The 20946-nt window shown below is 41.3% G+C and carries 14 protein-coding genes; 5 read left to right on the plus strand and 9 right to left on the minus strand.

Annotated elements, in window-relative coordinates; genetic code table 11:
• Positions 1–619 precede the first annotated feature (619 nt).
• The 5 genes from OQ279_RS07795 to OQ279_RS07815 all read right to left on the minus strand — a co-directional run bounded on the left by OQ279_RS07795 (position 620) and on the right by OQ279_RS07815 (position 8536).
• Positions 620–841 (minus strand): hypothetical protein, encoded by a 222-nt coding sequence (locus OQ279_RS07795; protein WP_266069311.1) that lies wholly within the window; start codon positions 839–841, stop codon positions 620–622.
• Positions 842–1063: 222 nt separating this feature from the next.
• Complete coding sequence (locus OQ279_RS07800) at positions 1064–3010, minus strand: putative porin (protein WP_266069312.1); 1947 nt, start codon at positions 3008–3010, stop codon at positions 1064–1066.
• 151 nt (positions 3011–3161) lie between these two features.
• Positions 3162–3995: a hypothetical protein gene (locus OQ279_RS07805; protein ID WP_266069313.1), complete on the minus strand. Its 834-nt coding sequence runs from the start codon at positions 3993–3995 to the stop codon at positions 3162–3164.
• 12 nt (positions 3996–4007) lie between these two features.
• Positions 4008–5429 (minus strand): RagB/SusD family nutrient uptake outer membrane protein, encoded by a 1422-nt coding sequence (locus tag OQ279_RS07810; RefSeq protein ID WP_266069314.1) that lies wholly within the window; start codon positions 5427–5429, stop codon positions 4008–4010.
• An 11-nt stretch (positions 5430–5440) separates the two neighbouring features.
• On the minus strand, positions 5441–8536 hold the full coding sequence (locus OQ279_RS07815) for a SusC/RagA family TonB-linked outer membrane protein (protein ID WP_266069315.1): 3096 nt from the start codon (positions 8534–8536) through the stop codon (positions 5441–5443).
• Positions 8537–8910: 374 nt separating this feature from the next.
• On the opposite strand from OQ279_RS07815, the gene rnhB reads away from it, so the two are divergent.
• The 3 genes from rnhB to OQ279_RS07830 all read left to right on the plus strand — a co-directional run bounded on the left by rnhB (position 8911) and on the right by OQ279_RS07830 (position 12515).
• On the plus strand, positions 8911–9510 hold the full coding sequence (gene rnhB / locus OQ279_RS07820; protein ID WP_266069316.1) for a ribonuclease HII: 600 nt from the start codon (positions 8911–8913) through the stop codon (positions 9508–9510).
• 22 nt (positions 9511–9532) lie between these two features.
• The gene (locus OQ279_RS07825; RefSeq protein WP_266069317.1) at positions 9533–11956 is read left to right on the plus strand and encodes a hypothetical protein; all 2424 of its coding nucleotides are present in this window, start codon (positions 9533–9535) and stop codon (positions 11954–11956) included.
• A gap of 178 nt (positions 11957–12134) precedes the next feature.
• Positions 12135–12515: an endonuclease domain-containing protein gene (locus OQ279_RS07830; RefSeq protein WP_266069318.1), complete on the plus strand. Its 381-nt coding sequence runs from the start codon at positions 12135–12137 to the stop codon at positions 12513–12515.
• 89 nt (positions 12516–12604) lie between these two features.
• Here the strand turns inward: OQ279_RS07830 and lipB are convergent, their stop codons facing one another.
• Both lipB and OQ279_RS07840 read right to left on the minus strand, forming a co-directional pair.
• On the minus strand, positions 12605–13315 hold the full coding sequence (gene lipB / locus OQ279_RS07835; protein WP_266069319.1) for a lipoyl(octanoyl) transferase LipB: 711 nt from the start codon (positions 13313–13315) through the stop codon (positions 12605–12607).
• Positions 13316–13326: 11 nt separating this feature from the next.
• On the minus strand, positions 13327–13488 hold the full coding sequence (locus tag OQ279_RS07840) for a YqaE/Pmp3 family membrane protein (RefSeq protein WP_266069320.1): 162 nt from the start codon (positions 13486–13488) through the stop codon (positions 13327–13329).
• 120 nt (positions 13489–13608) lie between these two features.
• Here OQ279_RS07840 and lysS point away from each other — a divergent pair, with 120 nt between their 5' ends.
• Complete coding sequence (gene lysS / locus OQ279_RS07845; RefSeq protein WP_266069321.1) at positions 13609–15306, plus strand: lysine--tRNA ligase; 1698 nt, start codon at positions 13609–13611, stop codon at positions 15304–15306.
• Positions 15307–15353: 47 nt separating this feature from the next.
• On the opposite strand, the gene OQ279_RS07850 is transcribed toward lysS, so the two are convergent.
• Both OQ279_RS07850 and OQ279_RS07855 read right to left on the minus strand, forming a co-directional pair.
• Complete coding sequence (locus tag OQ279_RS07850; RefSeq protein WP_266069322.1) at positions 15354–16358, minus strand: PorP/SprF family type IX secretion system membrane protein; 1005 nt, start codon at positions 16356–16358, stop codon at positions 15354–15356.
• 1 nt (position 16359) lies between these two features.
• Positions 16360–18219: a T9SS type B sorting domain-containing protein gene (locus OQ279_RS07855; protein WP_266069323.1), complete on the minus strand. Its 1860-nt coding sequence runs from the start codon at positions 18217–18219 to the stop codon at positions 16360–16362.
• Between the two features lie 218 nt (positions 18220–18437).
• Between OQ279_RS07855 and OQ279_RS07860 the strand changes: the two genes are divergently transcribed.
• Positions 18438–20930, plus strand: a complete 2493-nt coding sequence (locus tag OQ279_RS07860) for a zinc-dependent metalloprotease (protein ID WP_266069324.1) — start codon at positions 18438–18440, stop codon at positions 20928–20930.
• Positions 20931–20946: the final 16 nt, after the last annotated feature.

A 20946-nucleotide genomic window follows, 5' to 3' on the forward strand; every position in this document is an offset into this window, starting at 1 on the left:
TCAAAGCGGCTGCAAATATACAACTGAATTCTAATCCCACAAGCCTCCAACAAAAATATTTTAAGGTTTTTTTGACATTTTTCTAAATCCTAAAACTAAGGTGCTGAAAATGAAATTTTTGAAGAGAGATTTTTTCTACACTTTTTTATCCTGAAATTGAAAGTAGAGGATGTATGGTTACAAGGATGGGCATTTTTCGATGGTGCGACCCCTTCGGGGTCGGGATCATCATGGTATCCAGGTTAAAAACATGTGACCCCGTCGGGGTCGTGTGGTTGACGGCTTCAGGTGTTATATACATGAGACCCCTTCAGGGTCATGGCTTTCCTCCACTCCTGTTATAATTATGCAATTTCTCCGCGATTGTAGGTTCGTGATATATTCTTATATATAATATGTGGTGTGAATCACACCATGAGGAGGTACAATTTTATGAAAGCACTATATATACCCTCTTCAGACGCTAAAGACATACCTTATGAGATAAGAGGTCCTAAAAATGGCATTTTTGAGAGGTGGCGTTTCGTAAGGTGCGACCCCTTCGGGGTCGGGATCATCACGGCATCCAGGTTAAAAACATATGACCCCGTTGGGGTCGTGGGGTTGACAGCATAAGTTGTTATAAGCAGGAGATCCCTTCAGGGTCTGGTTCGTGAAGTGTTCCTGTTATTGAAAGAAGGAAACACATTGGGGTCTTGAAGTCATGACCTGCTACGTTACAAACATAAGACCCGATAAGGTCTAACCATCCGGATCCAAAGGATCCGGTATTTGTATTATTCTTCGGCAGGGATGACCCCGAAGCGGTCAAATGTTTATAGCTGATAAACGAAATATCCATCGAATTACATTAATAGGAATCAAAAACATACAATCAAATCCGATTATTTTAATGTCAATTGAAAACGAAAAACCCCAATCCCATAACATTATTATGAATCGAAGATGTTTGTCCGCGTTAGGGAGAGCAGCGGAAATCCTTTTTGCAAGGCACGAGCAAAAAGATTGAAGCGGATAGCCCGACCCGCATGAGCGGTAGCGAAGGCGGGGAACGCCCAAATAATTACATAAAGAAATTCCAGACCAATCCAAACCTTATTCCAAAATCGCGTGAGGGATAGAGTGGTGCCGAGAAATTGTTATTTGCTTCAATTAGATAATTCAGGTTTTCCAGTTTGAAGAAGATCCGGGCCTGTCGTATTTTACCATTGAAGAAAAAATCTACAGTTGGAAAGCCTTCGACTTGTTGCGAATTCTGAACATAAAATTCTGCAAGAACAGGATCATACCCATTCATCTCGTAGTTTGTAAAGTAATTTAGCGTAAAACCGGTCTGAAGATAAAGTGCCCGCTGGAACCAGTAGTCTTTATAGTAAAAGGTGTTCCTGGTGACCAAATCGGGTACATTTAGTACCTGCCCCCCATCTAAAACAGTCTGGTAAAGCAAGGTGTTATTAAGCGCAAATTTGCCCAGGCTAAATTCCCTGCTCCCCTTCACCTTTACATAACTCACCTGATCGTTGTGCTGAAATGGCCTTACAAATCCTGCTTCCCCTACAGCGAAGTAAGCCATATCATTAATTGTAGAGAATTCTACGTTGGCATTCAACCATTGAGGTGCCCAGAGGTCAAAACCCAGAGACTGCCGACTTTCATTTGAAAAAGAGGTTTGCCAGTTGTAGTTTGTATAGTCACTCTGGTAGAGTAGAAAATTATAATTGGGGGCATGATCATTAATATTGGCCGTGGCTGCGACCACAAAATCTGAGGACAGCGCATATGAAAGTCGGGCGCCGAGGTCATATCCTTTAAAATCTCCTGTTAAGTTGATCATTCCGCTCGCTTTGAACTGAAAGTCACCCAGAGTACCCAGATAATCTCCCCCTGCTGAAAGTATATCTCCCTGAAGCCTGTTCACTATATACCCTCCTTCAAGATCTAGCACGGTATTATAGCCATAGTTATAGTGGGTGTGCTTTCCGCGGGCAATAATTCTTGCAAGATTCCCGGCTGTAAAACCTACATAGACCTCGTTGGATGTAGTAGTGAGCCGTGTTACATCTTTTAAACCCACCTCTTCAAAAGAGGGCCCAAAGAGTTCACTGGCCGAAGACTGCTGAAACTGATACTTTTTATAGGTATGATTTAAACGATGACCAATTCTAAAATCCCGCTGTACAAGCGAATCAGCTCTTTTGTAAAGGGCGTAAGAATGATCGAGAAAAAATCGTTTCCCGAACAAAGTAGATTGGGCATCTTCAAAGTTCACGTCAAGACGGGAGCGATCTTCGAATTCGGGATTTTCTGCAATGTATTGATCAAGGGAGGTGGCTGTAAGTCCGCCGTTTTCTTCATTGAGAAGGTCCTGTGAAACAAAATGTGTTTGCATTTTGTACCTGCCGTTTGGGGAACTATAACTGAGTGTAGTTCTAAAATTTCCGGTACTTGTGAGCATATGCCGATATCGACCTAACGACCGAAGTCCTTTATATCCTATTGAAATATTGAGATTAGGAGAGGTGTTTACAGTAAAAAGAGCATCAGCTGCCTGACCTTGTTCGAATACTGTCTTAAAAAAAAGTTCGGTAAACGGGGTAGGAACGTTATAGTAGAAGATGTCTTCTACTTCCATAAAATTATAATGTCTCGCTCTTGCGCCAAATTGAGGAAGTACCTCCCGCTCTTCAATAAAATTATACGTTAGCCGATTATAAGAACGACCGACATTTGAAAATGGCAGTAATCCAAAATTGTCTTTTCTAAGATAGTTAAACCGGTAATCCTTGTATATATGAAGCGTTGTATCTACTGTTGTGGTATCGTTTTCTACAGAAATAATCTTGTAGAGATCAATTGGGGCTTTTTCAACAGCAGATTCATTTTTTGAGTCACGGGCAGTTTGATCCTGCCCCTGAATATTATTCCCACCACGATTAAGCCTTCTTTCCTGGGCCAGTAAACCAAAGGGGATTAAGAATATAAAAAGGAGTAAGATGTTCTTTTTGTCCATAAAATTCTTGAATGGAACAAAAGTATGATAATTAGAAGAAATACCACTTTTCCTGAAGTGAAAAACCTAATGATTGATAAGCTACCTTAAAAATAAGATAAAAAAAAGCTGCCCGATATCAGGCAGCTTTGAAATAAAGATTTATAACAGACTATGCGTCTCCACCATCAGTGTCTCCACCATCAGTGTCTCCACCATCAGTGTCTCCACCATCAGTGTCTCCACCATCAGTGTCTCCAGCATCTACTGTTGCTCCATCGGCTGCTAATGTAAAATTGACAGTTTCAGATGATCCAAAATCTCCGGAAAGTACAACAAACTCTTCTCCAGCATAGCTTAAGGTAACCGACCCAACATTAGGATAGGTTAAACCGTCACCATATGAATCATTTACAGTCATAGTATAAGATCCAAGATCAAGACAAAGTGATCTTGAGGCACTCTCAACACCATCTTCATATCCTCCACCAGTTACTAACACTTCACCATCTGCATTTTCTAATGACCAACTAAATTCACTGGCGTAGCCATCAAATTCGAAATCAGCAACGAACTCTGTTCCTTCACATGTACGGGTAACGGTAATAGTATAAGGTTTTCCAACATAAAGACCATCTTCTCCTGCAATACCAAATACTAAATTTTTACCAGTCAAGCCCAAATTCATGTCTGATACCTCCACTGTCAAGGTACCTTCATTAGTACCTCCAGGCACAGTTACTGTAGCAGGAATTGTATATCCAGCTGCATCAATTGTGGTTCCACCAGCGACAACCAAATCAAAGGTTCTATCATTACTAGTCACATTCGCTGTATATACAGTTACTTCATGACTTGATGTTCCACCTATTTCAACACCAACTCCAACCGGATTATCCGCTTCAAATGTAACATAATTTGGAGGGGTGAAATCATCATCGCTGCTACACCCTACGAAAAAGGACGCTGAAATAGCAGCTATAAATAATATTAAATGTTTTCTCATATCTTTTTTAATTTATCTATTGGAATTTACAGACTCATCAACTGCATCGTTAGCGTCGATCTCACTCTGAGGAATTTTAAGGAAGAACCTCTTATCATCAGGAGCAAGATCTACAACAACGCGATGAGTAGCATCTCTAGAGATGCCTCTTCTTAGACGTTTAGCATCGAACCACTCTACTCCTATTTCACCGTAAAGTTCTTTTCTTCTTTCGACTAAGATCTCTTCTAAAACAGCCTGACCTGTTGCTCCAGATTTCACAGCCTGTGGATCACGGTTAACCTGTAACTTATAAAGAAGATCGTGAGCAGCATCAACTTGCTCTTGCCAGTAAAGTGCCTCAGCTTCAATAAGAATCATCTCTGCATATCTCATGATAGAAAAGTCAACACCAAAATCAACAAAATTAAATTTTGTAGTGATGTAGTTCTGCCAGGAAACTGAAGGGTTGTAGGATACGAATAATTTTCGCACATCTGTATCACTGAATTCGTCTACAAAATTACTATTTATATAAGCATTATTGTAAGATGGATTATTAAAATCTGCCTGGGCATGTGGCGCACTAAAATAGTACATGGTTTGATCGGCATATTGAGGCATTGCCCACAACCACTCAGGGTTTGACATTTCATTGAAGCCATCATCATAGGTAGAGGCGTCTAAAACAGCCTCAACATTACCACCATAGGCAGCATGTGCCATTTCTTCGGCACCTTCCCAATTCTCGGTAACCTGATAAACTCTCGCCAGGATACCCTGAGCGACCGCTTTGTTAATATAAGATTTGTTTAATCTTGAATCATTAAGTCCAGCAACAGCAGTAGTAAGATCTGAAATAATTAGGTCATACATTTCCTGTAGCGTAGTTAAAGGCTTTCCTTCCAAAGATAACTCCAAATAAATAGGAGGCGCAGGTAAGGTGGCATCATAAGTGTAAGTGTGCTGGTATTCCATAGCTAACTGGAAGTAATAGAAAGCACGTAAAGCTAGCCCTTGCCCCTTTAATTCGGTTTTCTCTTCTTCTGAAAGTGTTTCAGAAGCCTCAATACCGTTGATCAAAGTATTAGCCTGATTGATCATAAAATAAGGGAACTCCCAGGTGAAACTAGTTCTCCTGTAGGTAGGCTCCCTATTAGCCTGCTCATAATCGAAACGAAACCAACTTGTACCAATGATTACATCATTACCTTTTGCTACACGTGCAAAGTAAACTGAATTAATACCCCCGGCATCATGACCCGTTGTCCATTGACCTCTGGCTCTTCTGTGGATACCTGAAATATAGGCTTCCACCCCAGCACGAGAATTGAAAACAACATCCTCAGAAACCTGACCCGCCGGCTTTGGATCCTCCAAATATTCCTCCGAACATCCTACTATTGAAAGTAGAATACCCAAAAGAAAAATTGATTTAAAAAAATTTTTTCTCATTTTTATTTTTTTTAAAATTTAACGTTTAATCCTAATGACACAGTCTTTAAGATATAGGATCTACTATTTGTAGTACCCGAAATACTTTGCTCTGGATCAACTCCGTCATGTGTTTGCCATGTCCAAAGATTATCTCCTCTAAGGTATAGACGCAAAGAAGACAGATCCAGGCTCTCAACAGTACTCTGAGGAAGATTGTATCCTAGAGTTACCGCTTTTAACCTTACATAATCATTATCAAATAAAAATCTTGTAGATGTAGAACCAAAATCCTGGTTTGCATTCAAAAGCTTAGGAACTTTCGTAATATCTCCGGGCTCTTGCCATCTTGCAGCAAGATCAGGAGATTGCTGATAACCTAATGTGCCGAATCCATCCATTAAACCTGCATAGTCATAGTCATACAACTGAGCACCAAAGCTAAAGTTAAACAGCGCATTTAGGTCGAAGTTCTTGTACTTGAAATCTGTAGAGAAACCACCAATAATATCTGGTAAAGATTCCCCAACGTAGTATCTGTCAGCTTGTGAATAGTCACTGGTAAGAGTTCTTTCTCCAGTTTGCTCACCTGCTGAATTTTCAACATCCATATACCATAGAGCCATTCCTGTTGCAGGATCAACTCCAGCATATTCCTGGATCCAGAATTCATAAAGAGATCTTCCTTCTTCCCACCTTTTTGTTCCGCTAATGAAAGAATCCTGAGTAAGCTCAGTAATTTCATTGTTATCTACAGAGAAGTTCAAACTAGTTGACCATGTAAAATCATCAGTAATAATGTTTCTCGTTCTCAACATGAACTCCAAACCATAGTTTCTGATACTTCCAACATTCGTAGTAATATCGGTATTACCTGTAGAAGGTGCCAGTGGCTGGGAATAAATCAAATCGACTGACTCCTTGTTGTAATATTCAACACTACCTTCAACTCTGTTATTCAACAAAGTAAAGTCAAGTCCTACGTTAAGCATAGCAGTAGTCTCCCATGTCAACAATGGATCAACAACCCCGCCAAGAAGAACTCCTGTATTTTCCCCCTGGTTCCATCCTGTTTCAAAAGCCTGAATATAAGGGAAATACAAGGTATTTCCATCTGAATCGAGGATGTTATTATTTCCTAGCTCTCCATATGAACCTTTTAACTTAAGATAGTTAAGAACTGTACTGTCATTCAAGAAGTTCTCATCAGAAATAACCCATGAACCACCAACGGAGTAAAAATCACCCCAACGTGTATCAGCTGAAAACCTTGATGATCCATCTCTACGGTAAGAACCTTCAATAAAATATTTGTCGGCATAGTTATACCCTAAACGCCCAAGATAACCAACAAGCCTCTCAGAATTAATTGAACCAGAAGCACTAGTTGGAGTTGTTCTACCACTCAAAGAATAAACATTTGGAAGAAATCCTTCTCCTGCTGCAGAAAATGCATCAAACTCAACTTCGTAAGCCTCCATAATTGCATCTGCATTTATAGTATGATTACCAAACGTCTTATTGAAATTTAAGGAGTTAATGAAGTTAGTTGTAGTAGTAACATTTCTATTCTGGGTAATTCTACCTCCCACGTTAGAAGCATAACCTACTTCAGTGTCAGCATAGTTATAGCTGTCAAAAACATACTGCTCATAAGAAAGGTTTGATCTAAAAGACAGATAATCTGTGAAAGTTAATTCAGCAAAACCATTTGCGTTAAAATTGTGTCTTTTATTTAAGATTCTATACTTGTATAAAGAGCCAACAGCATTTTCATTATTAAATACTGGTCTAGAAGCGTTAACCAAACCTTCATTCTGACCATAATCATAAATTGGATCTCCAAAACCGTCCAATATAAGTCCTCCTTGCTCATCTCTCCTGTACAATGGATAAAGTGAAGCTACACTATAAATCCACTGGATAGAACTCTGATATGAGCTTCCTGACTGAGTTGGATAATTTTGGCTTGAGGTAGAATAAGCCGTATTAAGACCAACCTTTAACCAATCTCTTACATCGCTTTCAAGATTCAAACGGGTAGTAACTCTCTCAAAGTTAGACTCCTTCACAGAACCTTCCTGCTCAAGATAATTTGCCGAAAGAAAGTATCTTGTTTTTTCACCACCACCGTTTAAACCAACGGTATATTCCTGACGAAGAGCGGCACTGCGTAAAATTTCATCCTCCCAATCTGTTTCCCAAAGTAGATTAGCACCAGGAACAAGATTCCCATTAGCATCAACGGGCTGTGCAACATCATAAGGATTGTATCCAAGTTGACTAATTAGGTTATTCGAAGCTAATTGTCCTGCAGCTGCAGGAGCATTACCTGCTGCAACGTAAGCATTTCTTGACGCCTCCCAGGCATAGGTCATGTATTGGTTAGTTCCCAATACATCATGCAACTCAACAGCTGGTGTAGAAACACCACCTATAGCTGTCACTGTTAGTCCAGGCTCAGAATTAAAAGCTCCCTTTTTAGTTGTAATAACAATCACCCCGTTAGAACCACGAGATCCATAAAGAGCAGTTGAAGAAGCATCTTTAAGCACGTTCATAGACTCAATCTGGTCTGCACTAATAGAGTTGATGTTTCCATTAAAAGGAGCACCATCAACAATGATCAAAGGCTCTGCACTTGCATTAATAGAACCAATACCACGAATCCTTATTGTTGGATTCTCTCCGGGCTGCCCACCTGAGGTCAACATATTCACCCCTGGCACATTTCCCTGTAGGGCACTGGTAACCGTAGTTAACTGCTGCTCTTCAAGAACTTCTTCTCCAAGAGAAACAACAGATCCTACGATAGATCTTTTACTTTGAGTACCATATGCAACAACCACTACTTCTTCAAGCTGTGCCGCATCTTCCTCTAAAGTAAGGTTCACTCTGGTAGTTGACTCATCGATAACATATTCTGCAGCCTTGAAGCCTACATAGGAAAAAACAAGAACTTCGCCTTCGCTTGCTCTAATAGCATAATTTCCATCAAAATCAGTCTGAGTCCCCCGTGAGGTATTCTTCACCAGAACGTTCACACCAGGCAGAGGCATCCCCTGTCCGTTGGTCACCGTCCCGGTAATCAAATTGTCTTGTGCAAAGGCAATTTGCACAACTAACACCAGTAAAAGTGTTAGAATTCCACTTAATTTTCTTTTCATTTTATAAATTATTTGAATTAGCCAACGCCAAAAATGGTAATAAAATCTTAATAAAACAACGTTGGCTTATAAACTAAGCTGTTAATTATTTAAGAAGTTGATGAAACTCCACATCTATAACCTTATAGTTGATAAAATTAATTTCTCGATTTTGCCGTTATAGCCGAAAAAAAGAGATTTCTTTAATAATAAAACACAAACATCTAAGTTGTTCTATATTGAACAAATTGAACACAGCTTTTCAACATAAGACTTTCCCGCTGTTTTGAAATTTCTACTTTTGCAGTTACCTTAATATTTATGGTCATTACATTTCTTCTTAATTCAGCTTTCCCATGTTAGCAAAGAGCTTTTCTAAACTTCCACTAGAATGCGGCACAGATGAAGCCGGCAGGGGTTGCCTTGCAGGGCCGGTAACTGCGGCTGCCGTTATCCTGCCTAAAAATTTCCGGAATAAGATCATCAATGACTCAAAGCAGCTCAACGCACTTTCCAGAAACAAATTGCAGAAAATCATCAGGGAAAAGGCAGTCTGTTATTCGGTGCAACATATTTATATGGAAGAAATTGACGAGATCAATATTTTAAACGCTTCTATCAGGGCAATGCACAAATGCATAGAAAACCTGAACCCGGTACCCGAATTCATTATCGTAGACGGCAACAGGTTCAAGAACTATAAAGAAGTTCCGCACGAGTGTATTATAAAAGGAGACGGCAAATTTCTAAGTATTGCAGCAGCGTCAATTTTAGCCAAGACTTACAGAGACGAATTCATGACCAGGATTCACGAAGAATATCCCATATACAACTGGAAACAAAATAAAGGCTACCCCACAATTGAACATCGCGAAGCCATCAAAAAATACGGAGTCACAAAATACCACCGCAAAAGCTTTAAGCTCCTGCCCGAGCAACTGGAACTTTCTCTTTAAAATTTACTACATTCAACTTTCCATGAAGAAGATCCTGTCATTTTTCACCAGCCTGTTATTCTTTTCCTGCGCCAACGAAGCCTCGGTTTCGGGAGAACTTACCGATTTTTTGCCCCAAGATCCGGCGGTAATAGTGCAGATGAAAAACCCCGATCTCTTCTTCAGCAATATTCAAAACAATGATTTTCTCAAGCTCAATTCCGAAAATGAACTTTACATTAAAATTAAAGAAGGACTCGAGATCCTGAAATATTTCCCTCATCAAAAAGAGGCATTACTCGTCCTTGATCCTAAAGCCGAAAAATCCCTGGACTTTCTATTTATTAGTCGCGATAACCTCAAACCTAAAAACCTTGATTCAATCCCCAACCGGCAGGTAGAAACAATGAACTTTGATGATCTCGAGGTGCAAAAATATGTTTTGGAAGGTAAAACGGCTTTTTCAACACATATAGATAGCATCAGTTTGTTAAGTAACTCCCTTCCCTTATTAAAAGAAACCGCCAGGGGCAATTCAGCCTTGAGTAAAGATCTACAGGTGGCTTTCAAAGCAGCCTCTCCCAAAAAAACTTCTGTATTTCTGAATTCCGATAAAGCAGCTCCTTTCCTGAAAAAGCTCTTTTTGACACCTTTTTCAAACTTTACTAAATGGACTGTCGTTGATACCGACATTTCCCAGAACGACATCAGGCTTAACGGTATCACCATTGCTTCCGATTTTCTTCCACGCCTCATCAATGTCTTCAAGGGAGTAGGTGTTTCAAAAAATACCCTGGCCAATATCACTCCCGTGACCAGCTCCGGATTCAATTCCGTAAGCTTTCAGGATTTTAAAAAATTGAATGAGAATTTGCTCTTTTTGAGAGGTAATGAAACAGAAACTACCTTTACTGAAGAAATTTCCCTCCTCACAGCAGCCAGCGAAGCGGGAAGTATTCATCTTGCTGAAGGTTTAGTGTTCGCTATACGCTCTGCGGAAGCTGAAAATGGCCTGCAGACATTAAATTATGAGGCGGAACAAACTGAAGAATTCCGTGGGCTACCCATCTACAAATTCCCCCACTCCAATTCTTTTTCCGAAATACTTCAGCCGTTACTGGATCCAGAAGACCTCCATTTTTTGACATTTTTGGAAAGTTATATACTCTTTTCTGAAACTTCCGAAGCATTAAAAGCTGTCATTGCTGCCTTTCAGGATGATCTTGTGCTGTCAAATACTGAAGCTTACAAAACTTCTTCAGAAAATTTAAGTTCTGAAGCTTCACTTTTAATCGTGAGGAACAACCAGGCAGAAGGAGCAAATAAAACAGAGCAACCTGACTACACTAATTATCCCATTACGGCGATTCAATACATTTACCAGGACAATTTTGCCCACCTGCACAGTGTAGTGGCGAAGAGCGCTGCTCTAAAAACCGACAAACCTACTTCGCAGGCCGCGAATGTTACCCTGGCAGCACCCCTGAACTCTCCGCCGGTCTTCTTCAAAAACCATCGCTCAAACGGAATGGATATTGTAGCGCAGGATGTTCAAAATACGCTGTACCTCATCTCGCCCGAAGGAAAGATTCACTGGAAAAAAGATCTTGGATCTCCCATTTTAGGGGAAGTACAAACGGTAGATATTTTAAAAAATGGCAGATATCAACTTGCCTTTGCGACTCAAAATGAAGTTCATGTCATAGATCGTGATGGGAACCCGGTTAAGCCCTTCCCGCTTAAGTTTAGAGATAAGATCACCCAGCCTTTGTCTGTTTTTGATTACGATAAGAAACGTGATTATCGCTTTATGGTCACGCAGGGCCGGGAAGTTTACATGTACGATCGCAAGGGAAAAGGTGTAAAGGGGTTCAATTTCTCTAAAGCAACTTCGGAAATTATACAGCCTCCAAAACACATTAGGATAGGCCGAAAAGATTACATCGTAATTCCTGAAACTTCCGAAAAACTGAATATTCTTAGCCGCAGCGGAAAAATTCGCGTTCCTGTGAAGCAAGATCTAAATTTCTCTGAAAATGCATGGTACGAGTACAACGGGAATTTTGTTTCTACAAACACTTCAGGCCAGATCTTAAAGATCAGCGAAAAGGGAAATGTGAAAAAGGAGGATCTTGGCCTTGCTGAAAATACCCGCATCACAGCCACCGAAAAAACGCTGGTCACGCTTTCAGAAAATGAGCTCAGTATCAAAGGAAATTCCGTCACCCTGGATTTTGGGCTCTACGCCCATCCGCAGATCTTCTTCCTCAACAACAAGATCTACGTCTCAGTAACCGATCTTCAAGCTAAAAAAGTATATCTGTTTGACAGCAATGCCAGTTTAATAGACGGGTTCCCTGTTTACGGAAATTCTTTAATAGACCTCTCCAATGCCGACGCAGATGCAGCTTTGGAATTAGTGGTGCAGGGCGAAGAGAATGGGATTTTGGTTTATGAGGTGAATTGATCTTAACCCCTAAATCCCCTAAAGGGGACTTTAAATTTCTGTTTATTTTTATTTTACTTCCAAAATAAAGCGCCTTCTGAAAGGTGGGAGCAAAACTGAAATATATTGCACTTTTCATCTCTAGGTTCCTTGTGGGAGATTTTTCAAATTTTCATATTTTTCAAGTAAATAAAGAATTATGGAGAGCAATATTTATGATATGTTCTATGGAGCATCTCCCATTATTCATAAGCAGGCGAGAGAATTACGTGGAAAGGAAACAAAGGCAGAAAAGCTACTTTGGAGTTTTCTATGCAACCGCCAACTACAGGTGAAATTCCGAAGACAACATCCAATAAATCAATATATTGTTGACTTCTATTGCCATGAGCTAAAATTAGTGATAGAAGCAGATGGAGGGATTCATGATCGGAAAGAACAAAAAGAATACGATCATATGCGGAATGAACATCTTCAGAAATTTGGGATTACTCTAATGAGATTTAGGAATTCAGAAATCTTCAATACAACTGAGCATGTGGTAAGATTAATAAAAAATCAGGTTGATAACCTTAGGTAAAGCCACTTCAGGTGAGTAATAGCAGCATCTCCTTAACTTCAAACCCATATCCTCTAAAGGGGACTTTTCAGAAACAGCTAAAGCCCCCTTTAGGGGGTTGGGGGTACTAATTCAGCCTCAAAAAGGGCAGAAAAATGCTTCTTTATTTTTTGCTTCACCTCCTCTACAGGAACTTCCTTTACGCCCAGCTCTACATTGAGTGAAGTTACTGCTTTTCCTTTAATTCCACAGGGAATGATGTTATCAAAATATCCCAGGTCGGTATTCACATTAAAGGCAAAACCGTGCATGGTAACCCAGCGGCTGGCACGCACCCCCATTGCACAAATTTTTCGCGCAAAAGGCGTATCACTATCCAGCCACACTCCTGTTTCCCCTTTACTACGGCCTGCTATGATCCCGTACTCTTCAAGAGTGAGAATAATAGTTTCCTCAAGAAGCCTTAAGTATTTATGGATGTCTGAAAAGAAATTTTCAAGATCGAGTATAGGATACCCCACAATTTGTCCGGGTCCGTGATAAGTAATATCACCACCCCTGTTGATCTTGTAAAAGGTGGCATTTTTTAGCCCCAGTTGTTCCTCATTGATGAGGAGATGCGACATATCTCCGCTCTTTCCGAGGGTATAGACATGGGGATGCTCTACAAAAAGCAGGTGATTTTTGGTGGCCTTTGAAGTTCCTTCTCTGCGGTTGGCAATCTTTTGATCGAGTATTCCCTGAAACAATTTCTCCTGGTACTCCCAAATCTCCTTATAATCCCGCTGCCCTAACTCCACAAATTCAATGTTCCTGTTCAAATCTTTTCTTTTTACCTGCCTTTGTTATTATTCAGGATGATTAGTGCGGCAATTACTCCCGGCACCCAACCTAAAAGTGTAAGTATAAGCACGATAAGAATAGAACCACAACCTCTGTCTATCACAGCAAGGGGTGGAAAAAGGATCGACAATATTACTCTCCAAACACTCATAGGCAGCTACAAATATATTAAAATCTACACCAACCAAATTAGCGCTTTGCCCGTTAAAAAACAATTGATTGGTTGCGGTATAGTCTGTATCTTTGCAAGTCGAATCTTGAACTAAAGAAAATGCATTTATCTGAACAGGAACTCATTCGCCGGGAGAAACTCGATTCCCTGCGAAAACTGAATATTGACCCTTATCCCGCGGCACTTTATCCCGTAGATCATACTACTTCGGAAATAAAGTCTGAATTTGAAGAAAATAAAAAGGTCGTCATCGCCGGGAGACTTATGTCCCGAAGAATACAGGGAAAGGCTTCTTTTGCTGAAATTCAGGATTCCACCGGAAGAATTCAGGTGTATTTCAACCGTGACGAGATTTGCAAGGGAGATGATAAAAGCAAATACAACGACGTCTATAAAAAACTTCTTGATATAGGAGATTTTATCGGGATTGAAGGTAAGCTCTTCAACACGCAGGTGGGTGAGAAAACAGTAATGGTTGAGAATTTCACACTTCTTAGCAAATCATTAAAACCGCTTCCACTTCCAAAGACCGATAAAGAAGGTAAAACCTTCGACGAATTTAACGATCCCGAGTTGCGTTACCGCCAGCGTTATGCCGATTTGGTGGTGAACCCAAAAGTGAAAGAGATCTTTGTAAAAAGAACAAAGCTATTCACCGCAATGAGGAACTTCTTTAACGACAAAGGTTATTTTGAAGTTGAAACCCCCATTTTACAATCCATTCCGGGAGGAGCTGCTGCGCGGCCTTTCATCACGCATCACAATGCGCTCGACATCCCTCTTTACCTGCGGATTGCCAACGAGCTTTACCTTAAAAGGCTTATTGTAGGTGGTTTTGACGGAGTTTATGAGTTTTCGAAAAACTTCAGAAATGAAGGAATGGATCGCACGCACAACCCCGAATTCACGGCGATGGAGATCTATGTAGCTTATAAGGACTACAACTGGATGATGGAATTTACCGAAAATCTCCTGGAACACTGCGCTGTTGCCGTAAACGGAACTACAGAAGCCACTTTTGGAAAACATCAGGTAGATTTTAAAGCGCCTTATGCCAGAGTGACAATGACCGATGCCATCAAACAATTCACCGGATTTGACATTACAGGCAAGTCTGAAAAAGAACTTTTTGAGGCCGCAAAAGGCATGGGCATCGAAGTTGATGACACTATGGGTAAAGGAAAACTTATTGACGAGATCTTCGGTGAGAAATGTGAAGGCAACTTCATACAGCCCACATTCATCACAGATTATCCAAAAGAAATGAGTCCGCTTTGTAAGGAGCACCGTGAAAATCCGGAGCTTACAGAGAGGTTTGAGCTTATGGTCTGCGGAAAAGAGATTGCCAATGCTTATTCTGAGTTAAATGATCCTATAGACCAAAGAAACCGTTTTGAAGAGCAGCTACAATTATCTGAAAAAGGCGATGATGAGGCTATGTTTATAGACAATGATTTCTTACGAGCACTGGAATACGGAATGCCCCCAACATCGGGCCTTGGTATTGGAATGGATCGTTTGATCATGTTCCTTACCAACAAACAATCTATACAGGAAGTATTGTTCTTCCCACAGATGAAGCCCGAAAAGAAAGCAGCCACACCAAAACCTGAGGATTTCATAAAAATCGGAGTTCCGCAGGAATGGGTAGATACAGTGATGCACGAATTTGGTACTGTTGCCAAACTTCAGGAAAACAAACCTACCCAGGTTCATCAAAAGCTCAACGGACTAAGAAAGAAAAATAAATTACCCATTGCTGCACTGCAGCTGGAAGAGGTAGAAAAGTGGTTCTAAAATGCCATTTTTGACAGTTTATAAAGAGGAGCCTTCGGGTTCCTCTTTTAGTTTATGGCCGGGCACCCACAGTGATATCGGGTTCTTGGTGCACCAAAATTATATCCAAGGGTAATTTGATGAAAACCACTGTTACTAAGCACCACTTCATTAAACTGCCGGGAAAACGTGTAACCCACCAAAAATTTCCTGTATTCCACACCGGCAAAAGGAGTGAGATATCTCAGGTTTTCTGTATCACCTTCCATTTTATCCAGCCCCTGCCGGTAAGACAATCCGGCCCATATTTGCCCGAACTCAAAATTCCGGTAGGCCTTAAGGTTAACATCTGCAAGTTTTTCCGAAGTATCTTCCACAAGTTGCAGCATGGCCGAAGGCTCCAGGTACCAGTCATAAGCCGGTGAAATAATGTAACCGGCAGTTAAAAAATACCGTCTTTGATTAGTAGCGATGTTATGACTATTAAACAATTCCCTCGTAACTGGTAAAAGATTTTTTGCAGTGGCATGTATATAAAGATCTTTATTGAAGTACGACATTCCCACATCCATATTCGCGTAACTTACCGAAGCCTTCTCCTGCCCCAGCAGCGGATCGGGTTGGGTAAAGCCGCTTTGGTCAAGCCGATGCTGAATAACCCCTGCACTAATTCCAAAACTCAGCCTATGCAATTGAAGGTCTCCTGCAGGTAACCTCAAATGGTAGGCGAATGCCCCATACGCCCCAGATTTAGAGAAATTTCCATTCCTGTCGTTAAATAGAATGGCACCTATCCCCTCTTTGTTGCCCAATCTGCCATTAATGGTAAGCGTCTGCAATCCCGGTGCATCATCTATATCAAACCACTGCTGCCGGGCCGTTAACCGCAGTTGATTGTTAACTGCCGCCCCTGCAAGAGAGGGGTGCAGCAGGAAAAGATTATCTGTAAGATAGTCTGAATATGTCGGAATGATCTCCTGCCCTCTACTCTCCCCAATATTGAAAAAAGTACAGAGAATAAGGATCCAAAAATGGGATTTTAAGAGGCTGTTATTTTGCTTCTGTTCAACCATGTTAACGCTTTAATGAAAAGTGGCCTTTTTGAGGCTCAAAACCATCTATAAATATTTGATACCAGTAATCTTCTGAAGGCAGTTCCTTTCCATTGTAAGTGCCATTCCAGGAAAATCCGGCGCCACTTCCGGCAGCCAGTAACTTCCCGTACCTGTCAAAAATCCTGATTTCAGAATTGCTGAAATATTCAACTCCTTTAAGTTCAAAGTTGTCATTAAAGCCATCACTGTTAGGGGTGATGAATTGGGGAATGACAATATGCGGAAATTCTTCGGAAACAGTTTTACAACCTTCTAGATCGCGTATATAAGCAGTATATATTCCGCCGGAAATATTCTGAAAAACATTTGACTGCTGAAAGTGAATCCCATCCAGAGAAAATTCGAATTCCCCTGAATTTGCTGCTTCTATGATCACCCTGTTTGCTTCCGAAGTAATTTTGGCAATTTCGGCAACCGCTACAGCTGCTACTTCAAATGTTCTCAAAGCACTGCAGCCGTTGGAATTTGTCACTATTACTGAATAGTTTCCGGGATTAGTCACAGAGATCGTCCTGCCCGAAGCTCCGGTGCTCCAGTTGTAGCTGAAATTTCCAGGCCCGGCATCAAGCTCGACCGTATTGCCGGCGCACAATTGCAACTCCTCATCCATTGTTTGAGGTACAGTAAAAATTTTCAAAGTAACCGGAGTGCGGGGCCCGGGTTCACAATTAAAACCCGATTTCACAGCTTCGGCATAATAAGTTCCGGCAGCTGTAGGCACAAAAGAATTTCCTGTTCCAACCTCAACGCCTCCTGTAACTTTATCAAACCAGGTTACAGATTCATCTGGCTCCACATTTACCTTAAGTGCAGGAAATGGGTCTCCCTCACATATATTTTCATCTCCGCTACTTACCGGCGCCAAAGGAGTTTCCACAAAGTACACAGCAAAAGATTCGGAAACCGAGCTACAGAGATTATCGTCAAGATTTACCGAATTTTCGGCTACTTTAACCCTGTAATACCGGGTAGAGTTAATAGCCGGAGAAGAGTACACTGTGCCTGTTGCCCCCAAAATATCCTGCCAGTTATTGGCATCTGTACTTTCCTGCCATTGAAAAGCATGACTTTTATACACCGTATGGTCTGGGGTAGCGGTTAATGCCACACTCACGGGAGCATCGGGTTCACAAACTTCAAGAGAACTTCCTGCCGTTGTACCAGATGTGATTTCTGTGAGGTCTCCACAAGACCTGAAAATAATATCGTCAATAGCGAGATCGTTTCCGCAGCCACCAATCCCATTGTTGAACATTTTAAGGATCACCAGGTCCTGTCCCGGCTGAGACTGGAAGGTCAAAGCAAACTGTTCCCAGTAGGGGGTAGATGAAGAATGGATATCTCCCGTATCACCCTCGGCAAGTAACTGAGTGTCGGTTTTATCCCAAATTTGAAACCTCACATTTATTGGAATGCCTCCATTTGCACAACCAGTACGAATAGGACTTAGAATATTCATAAGGTAAGCCGAAAACTCATAAGTGGTGGCTTCACACAATCCCGAGATTTCTCTTTTGAAGAACAATCCGGCATTTTTATCGTCGGCATTGACTATTAATGCGTTTCCATTAGATAAAGTGGTGTTGGGCAGAGAAGAATGCCAGTCTTGAATTCCCTGGCCAATTGTACTTGAAATAGTATAATAACCGTCCTGAGGATCTCCCGAAACACGCGGATAACTTGTAGTCCCGGCTGGTAAAGTACCAGACGAAAAATCTTCATGGAAAATAGCGTCTCCCTTACTGCCGGGACAAAATCCCAGCTGGGAAAAGACATTTCCAGATAAAAGGAAGAAAATAAGAAAGCAGGAAACCCTCATCTTCTTTCAAAGGTACAGGAAACCCTCAAATTTTAAGAAATTTTTAGCATCTTATTTAAAAGCAAATGCTACCAGTTATAATTTCATTTTAAACCTTTTACTGCTACTACTGTCCAACTATAAGCAAAGTGCTTCTCTTTTTATTTAACAGCCATGGATTAGGCAACCGGGATCTGTTTCTTTAAATTGAGCCATTCTTAACTTAAATTTTACAATTAATGAACAACCGACTCTTGTTCCGGCTGGTTATTGTTTTTTTCTCTTTTTCAATAACGAGTTGTGCCGTCTTTCAACCTGAAAAAGATAAAAAGTCAGCAACAGCAGCCAAATCTTCTGAAAAAGACAAAAACGGGATCAAACCTTATGACAAGGTGATCACCAAAAAAGCAAAATCTGATACCGGCTTATTTACTGTACACCAGGTAGATGATGATTACTACTACGAAATCCCCGATAGCCTCTTTAACCGTGAAATGCTTATGGTTACCAGGATTGCCCAGACTGCTTCGGGTATTGGTTTTGGTGGCGGCAAACAAAACGAGCAGGTGCTGCGTTGGGAAAAGAAAAATAAGAACGTTCTTCTTCGCGTAGTTTCTCACGACGTTTTTGCTGCCGATTCGCTTCCGGTGCACGAAGCTGTGGTGAACTCTAACTTTGAGCCCATTCTTTTTTCTTTTGACATTGAAGCTTTCCACAAGGATTCGGTGAACAATGCAACAGTGATCAAGGTAACCGACCTTTTCAAAAATGACGTGCAGGCGCTTGGTTTTCCTGAAAGGAACCGAAAAGAATACAAGATCAGCCGTTTGGATGACAGCAGATCGTACATAGACACCATCCGGAGTTATCCTGAAAACATTGAAGTACGTCACGTGAAAACTTATAATGCTGGCGAACCACCTTCAAATTCAAGTACAGGATCTATTTCAGTAAAAATGAGCAACTCCATGATCCTCCTACCAAAGGTGCCTATGGAAAGAAGATACTATGACGAGCGCGTTGGCTGGTTCACCACCGGGCAAACCGATTACGGCCTTGATGCTCAAAAAAGTGAAACCGTACGCTACCTTGACCGCTGGAGACTTGAGGTGAAGGAAGAAGATATGGAAAAATTCAAGGGTGGGGAACTGGTTGAACCTAAAGAACAGATCGTTTATTACGTAGACCGTGCGACTCCAAAGAAATGGATCCCTTACATCAAACAGGGAATTGAAGACTGGCAGGTGGCTTTTGAAGCTGCAGGTTTCAAAAATGCCATTATTGCAAAAGATCCTCCATCTAAAGAGGAAGATCCCGACTGGAGCCCTGAAGATGTTCGCTATTCTGTAGTGCGTTATTTAGCTTCTCCAATACCAAACGCAAACGGGCCGCACGTAAGTGACCCGCGTTCGGGAGAGATTTTGGAATCGGACATAAACTGGTACCACAACGTAATGACCCTGTTGAGAAACTGGTTCTTTGTACAGACTGCAGCCATCAATGAAGATGCCCGTGGTGTGGAATTTAAAGATGAGATCATGGGTCGTTTGATAAGGTTCGTATCTTCTCACGAAGTAGGCCACACACTTGGTTTACCTCATAACATGGGAAGCAGTGCAGCCTATGCTGTAGAATCTTTGAGAGATGCTGAATTCACACAAAAATATGGAACTGCTCCTTCAATAATGGATTATGCACGTTTCAACTATATCGCACAGCCCGAAGATGGTGATGTGGCGCTAATGCCAAACATTGGGCCTTATGACAAGTATTCGGTGATGTGGGGCTACAAGCCAATTCCGGGGAAAACAGGAAAAGAGGAAAAAGAAGTCCTCGACTCCTGGATCCTTGAAAAAGCAGGAGATCCTGTTTATAGATTTGGTGCCCAGCAAAGCGGGGTGATCGATCCTACTTCCCAGACCGAAGATCTTGGTGATGACTCTGTGCTTGCCAGCCAGTACGGAATCAAAAACCTGAAAAGGATAATTCCAAACCTCATCGAATGGACTGCCGAAAAAGGTAAAGACTACGATGATCTTGAAACTATGTATGAGCAGGTACTTAGTCAGTACAACCGTTACATGGGGCACGTTGCTGCCAACGTGGGTGGTGTTATTAAAGAAACAAAGACTTACGACCAGGAAGGTGCAGTATACTTTCATGTGACTCCCGAAAAGCAGAAAAATGCAATGAATTTCCTTCAGGATGAATTGTTTTCTACTCCCGAATGGCTTCTTGAGCAGGAGATCTTCAACAGGATCGAATTTGACGGAAGTGTGGAAAGGATCAGAAATACCCAAGAGCGCACTTTGAATAACCTGCTTGACTTCGGAAGAATGGCAAGATTGATCGAGAATCGTGAAATGAACGGCAATAGTGCTTACGGACTTCTCGATATGATGCAGGACCTAAGAACCGGAATCTGGAGTGAACTTAGAAGAGGCCAGGACATTGACACCTACCGTAGAAATCTTCAGCGTGCATACATCGACAGAATGGAATATCTAATGAACGAAGAACAGGAAGCTATCCCTGCACGTTACCGTTCCTGGATAACCCGCTCAAACATTGATGTGGCACAAAGTGATATTCGCCCGGTAGTGAGAGGCGAGCTTAAAAAGCTGCAGCGTGATCTTCGCAACAGCATTGGTCGCAGCAGAGACACATTGACCCGCTACCATTTGAAAGATGCTTTAGAAAGAGTAAATCTTATTCTCGATCCTAACAGCTAAACCTCATTTTTGCATA

It is taken from the genome of Salinimicrobium profundisediminis (genome assembly GCF_026241755.1).
Taxonomy (GTDB): Bacteria; Bacteroidota; Bacteroidia; order Flavobacteriales; family Flavobacteriaceae; genus Salinimicrobium; species Salinimicrobium profundisediminis.

Excerpts from the sequence above, each read along its gene's own strand:
- OQ279_RS07850 (WP_266069322.1), bottom strand. The coding sequence starts at position 16,358 with ATGGTTGAACAGAAGCAAAATAACAGCCTCTTAAAATCCCATTTTTGG.
- OQ279_RS07795 (WP_266069311.1), bottom strand. The coding sequence starts at position 841 with ATGGATATTTCGTTTATCAGCTATAAACATTTGACCGCTTCGGGGTCA.
- lysS (WP_266069321.1), top strand. The coding sequence starts at position 13,609 with ATGCATTTATCTGAACAGGAACTCATTCGCCGGGAGAAACTCGATTCC.
- OQ279_RS07825 (WP_266069317.1), top strand. The coding sequence starts at position 9,533 with ATGAAGAAGATCCTGTCATTTTTCACCAGCCTGTTATTCTTTTCCTGC.
- OQ279_RS07810 (WP_266069314.1), bottom strand. The coding sequence starts at position 5,429 with ATGAGAAAAAATTTTTTTAAATCAATTTTTCTTTTGGGTATTCTACTT.
- OQ279_RS07860 (WP_266069324.1), top strand. The coding sequence starts at position 18,438 with ATGAACAACCGACTCTTGTTCCGGCTGGTTATTGTTTTTTTCTCTTTT.
- OQ279_RS07855 (WP_266069323.1), bottom strand. The coding sequence starts at position 18,219 with ATGAGGGTTTCCTGCTTTCTTATTTTCTTCCTTTTATCTGGAAATGTC.
- rnhB (WP_266069316.1), top strand. The coding sequence starts at position 8,911 with ATGTTAGCAAAGAGCTTTTCTAAACTTCCACTAGAATGCGGCACAGAT.
- OQ279_RS07800 (WP_266069312.1), bottom strand. The coding sequence starts at position 3,010 with ATGGACAAAAAGAACATCTTACTCCTTTTTATATTCTTAATCCCCTTT.
- OQ279_RS07840 (WP_266069320.1), bottom strand. The coding sequence starts at position 13,488 with ATGAGTGTTTGGAGAGTAATATTGTCGATCCTTTTTCCACCCCTTGCT.
- OQ279_RS07805 (WP_266069313.1), bottom strand. The coding sequence starts at position 3,995 with ATGAGAAAACATTTAATATTATTTATAGCTGCTATTTCAGCGTCCTTT.
- OQ279_RS07830 (WP_266069318.1), top strand. The coding sequence starts at position 12,135 with ATGGAGAGCAATATTTATGATATGTTCTATGGAGCATCTCCCATTATT.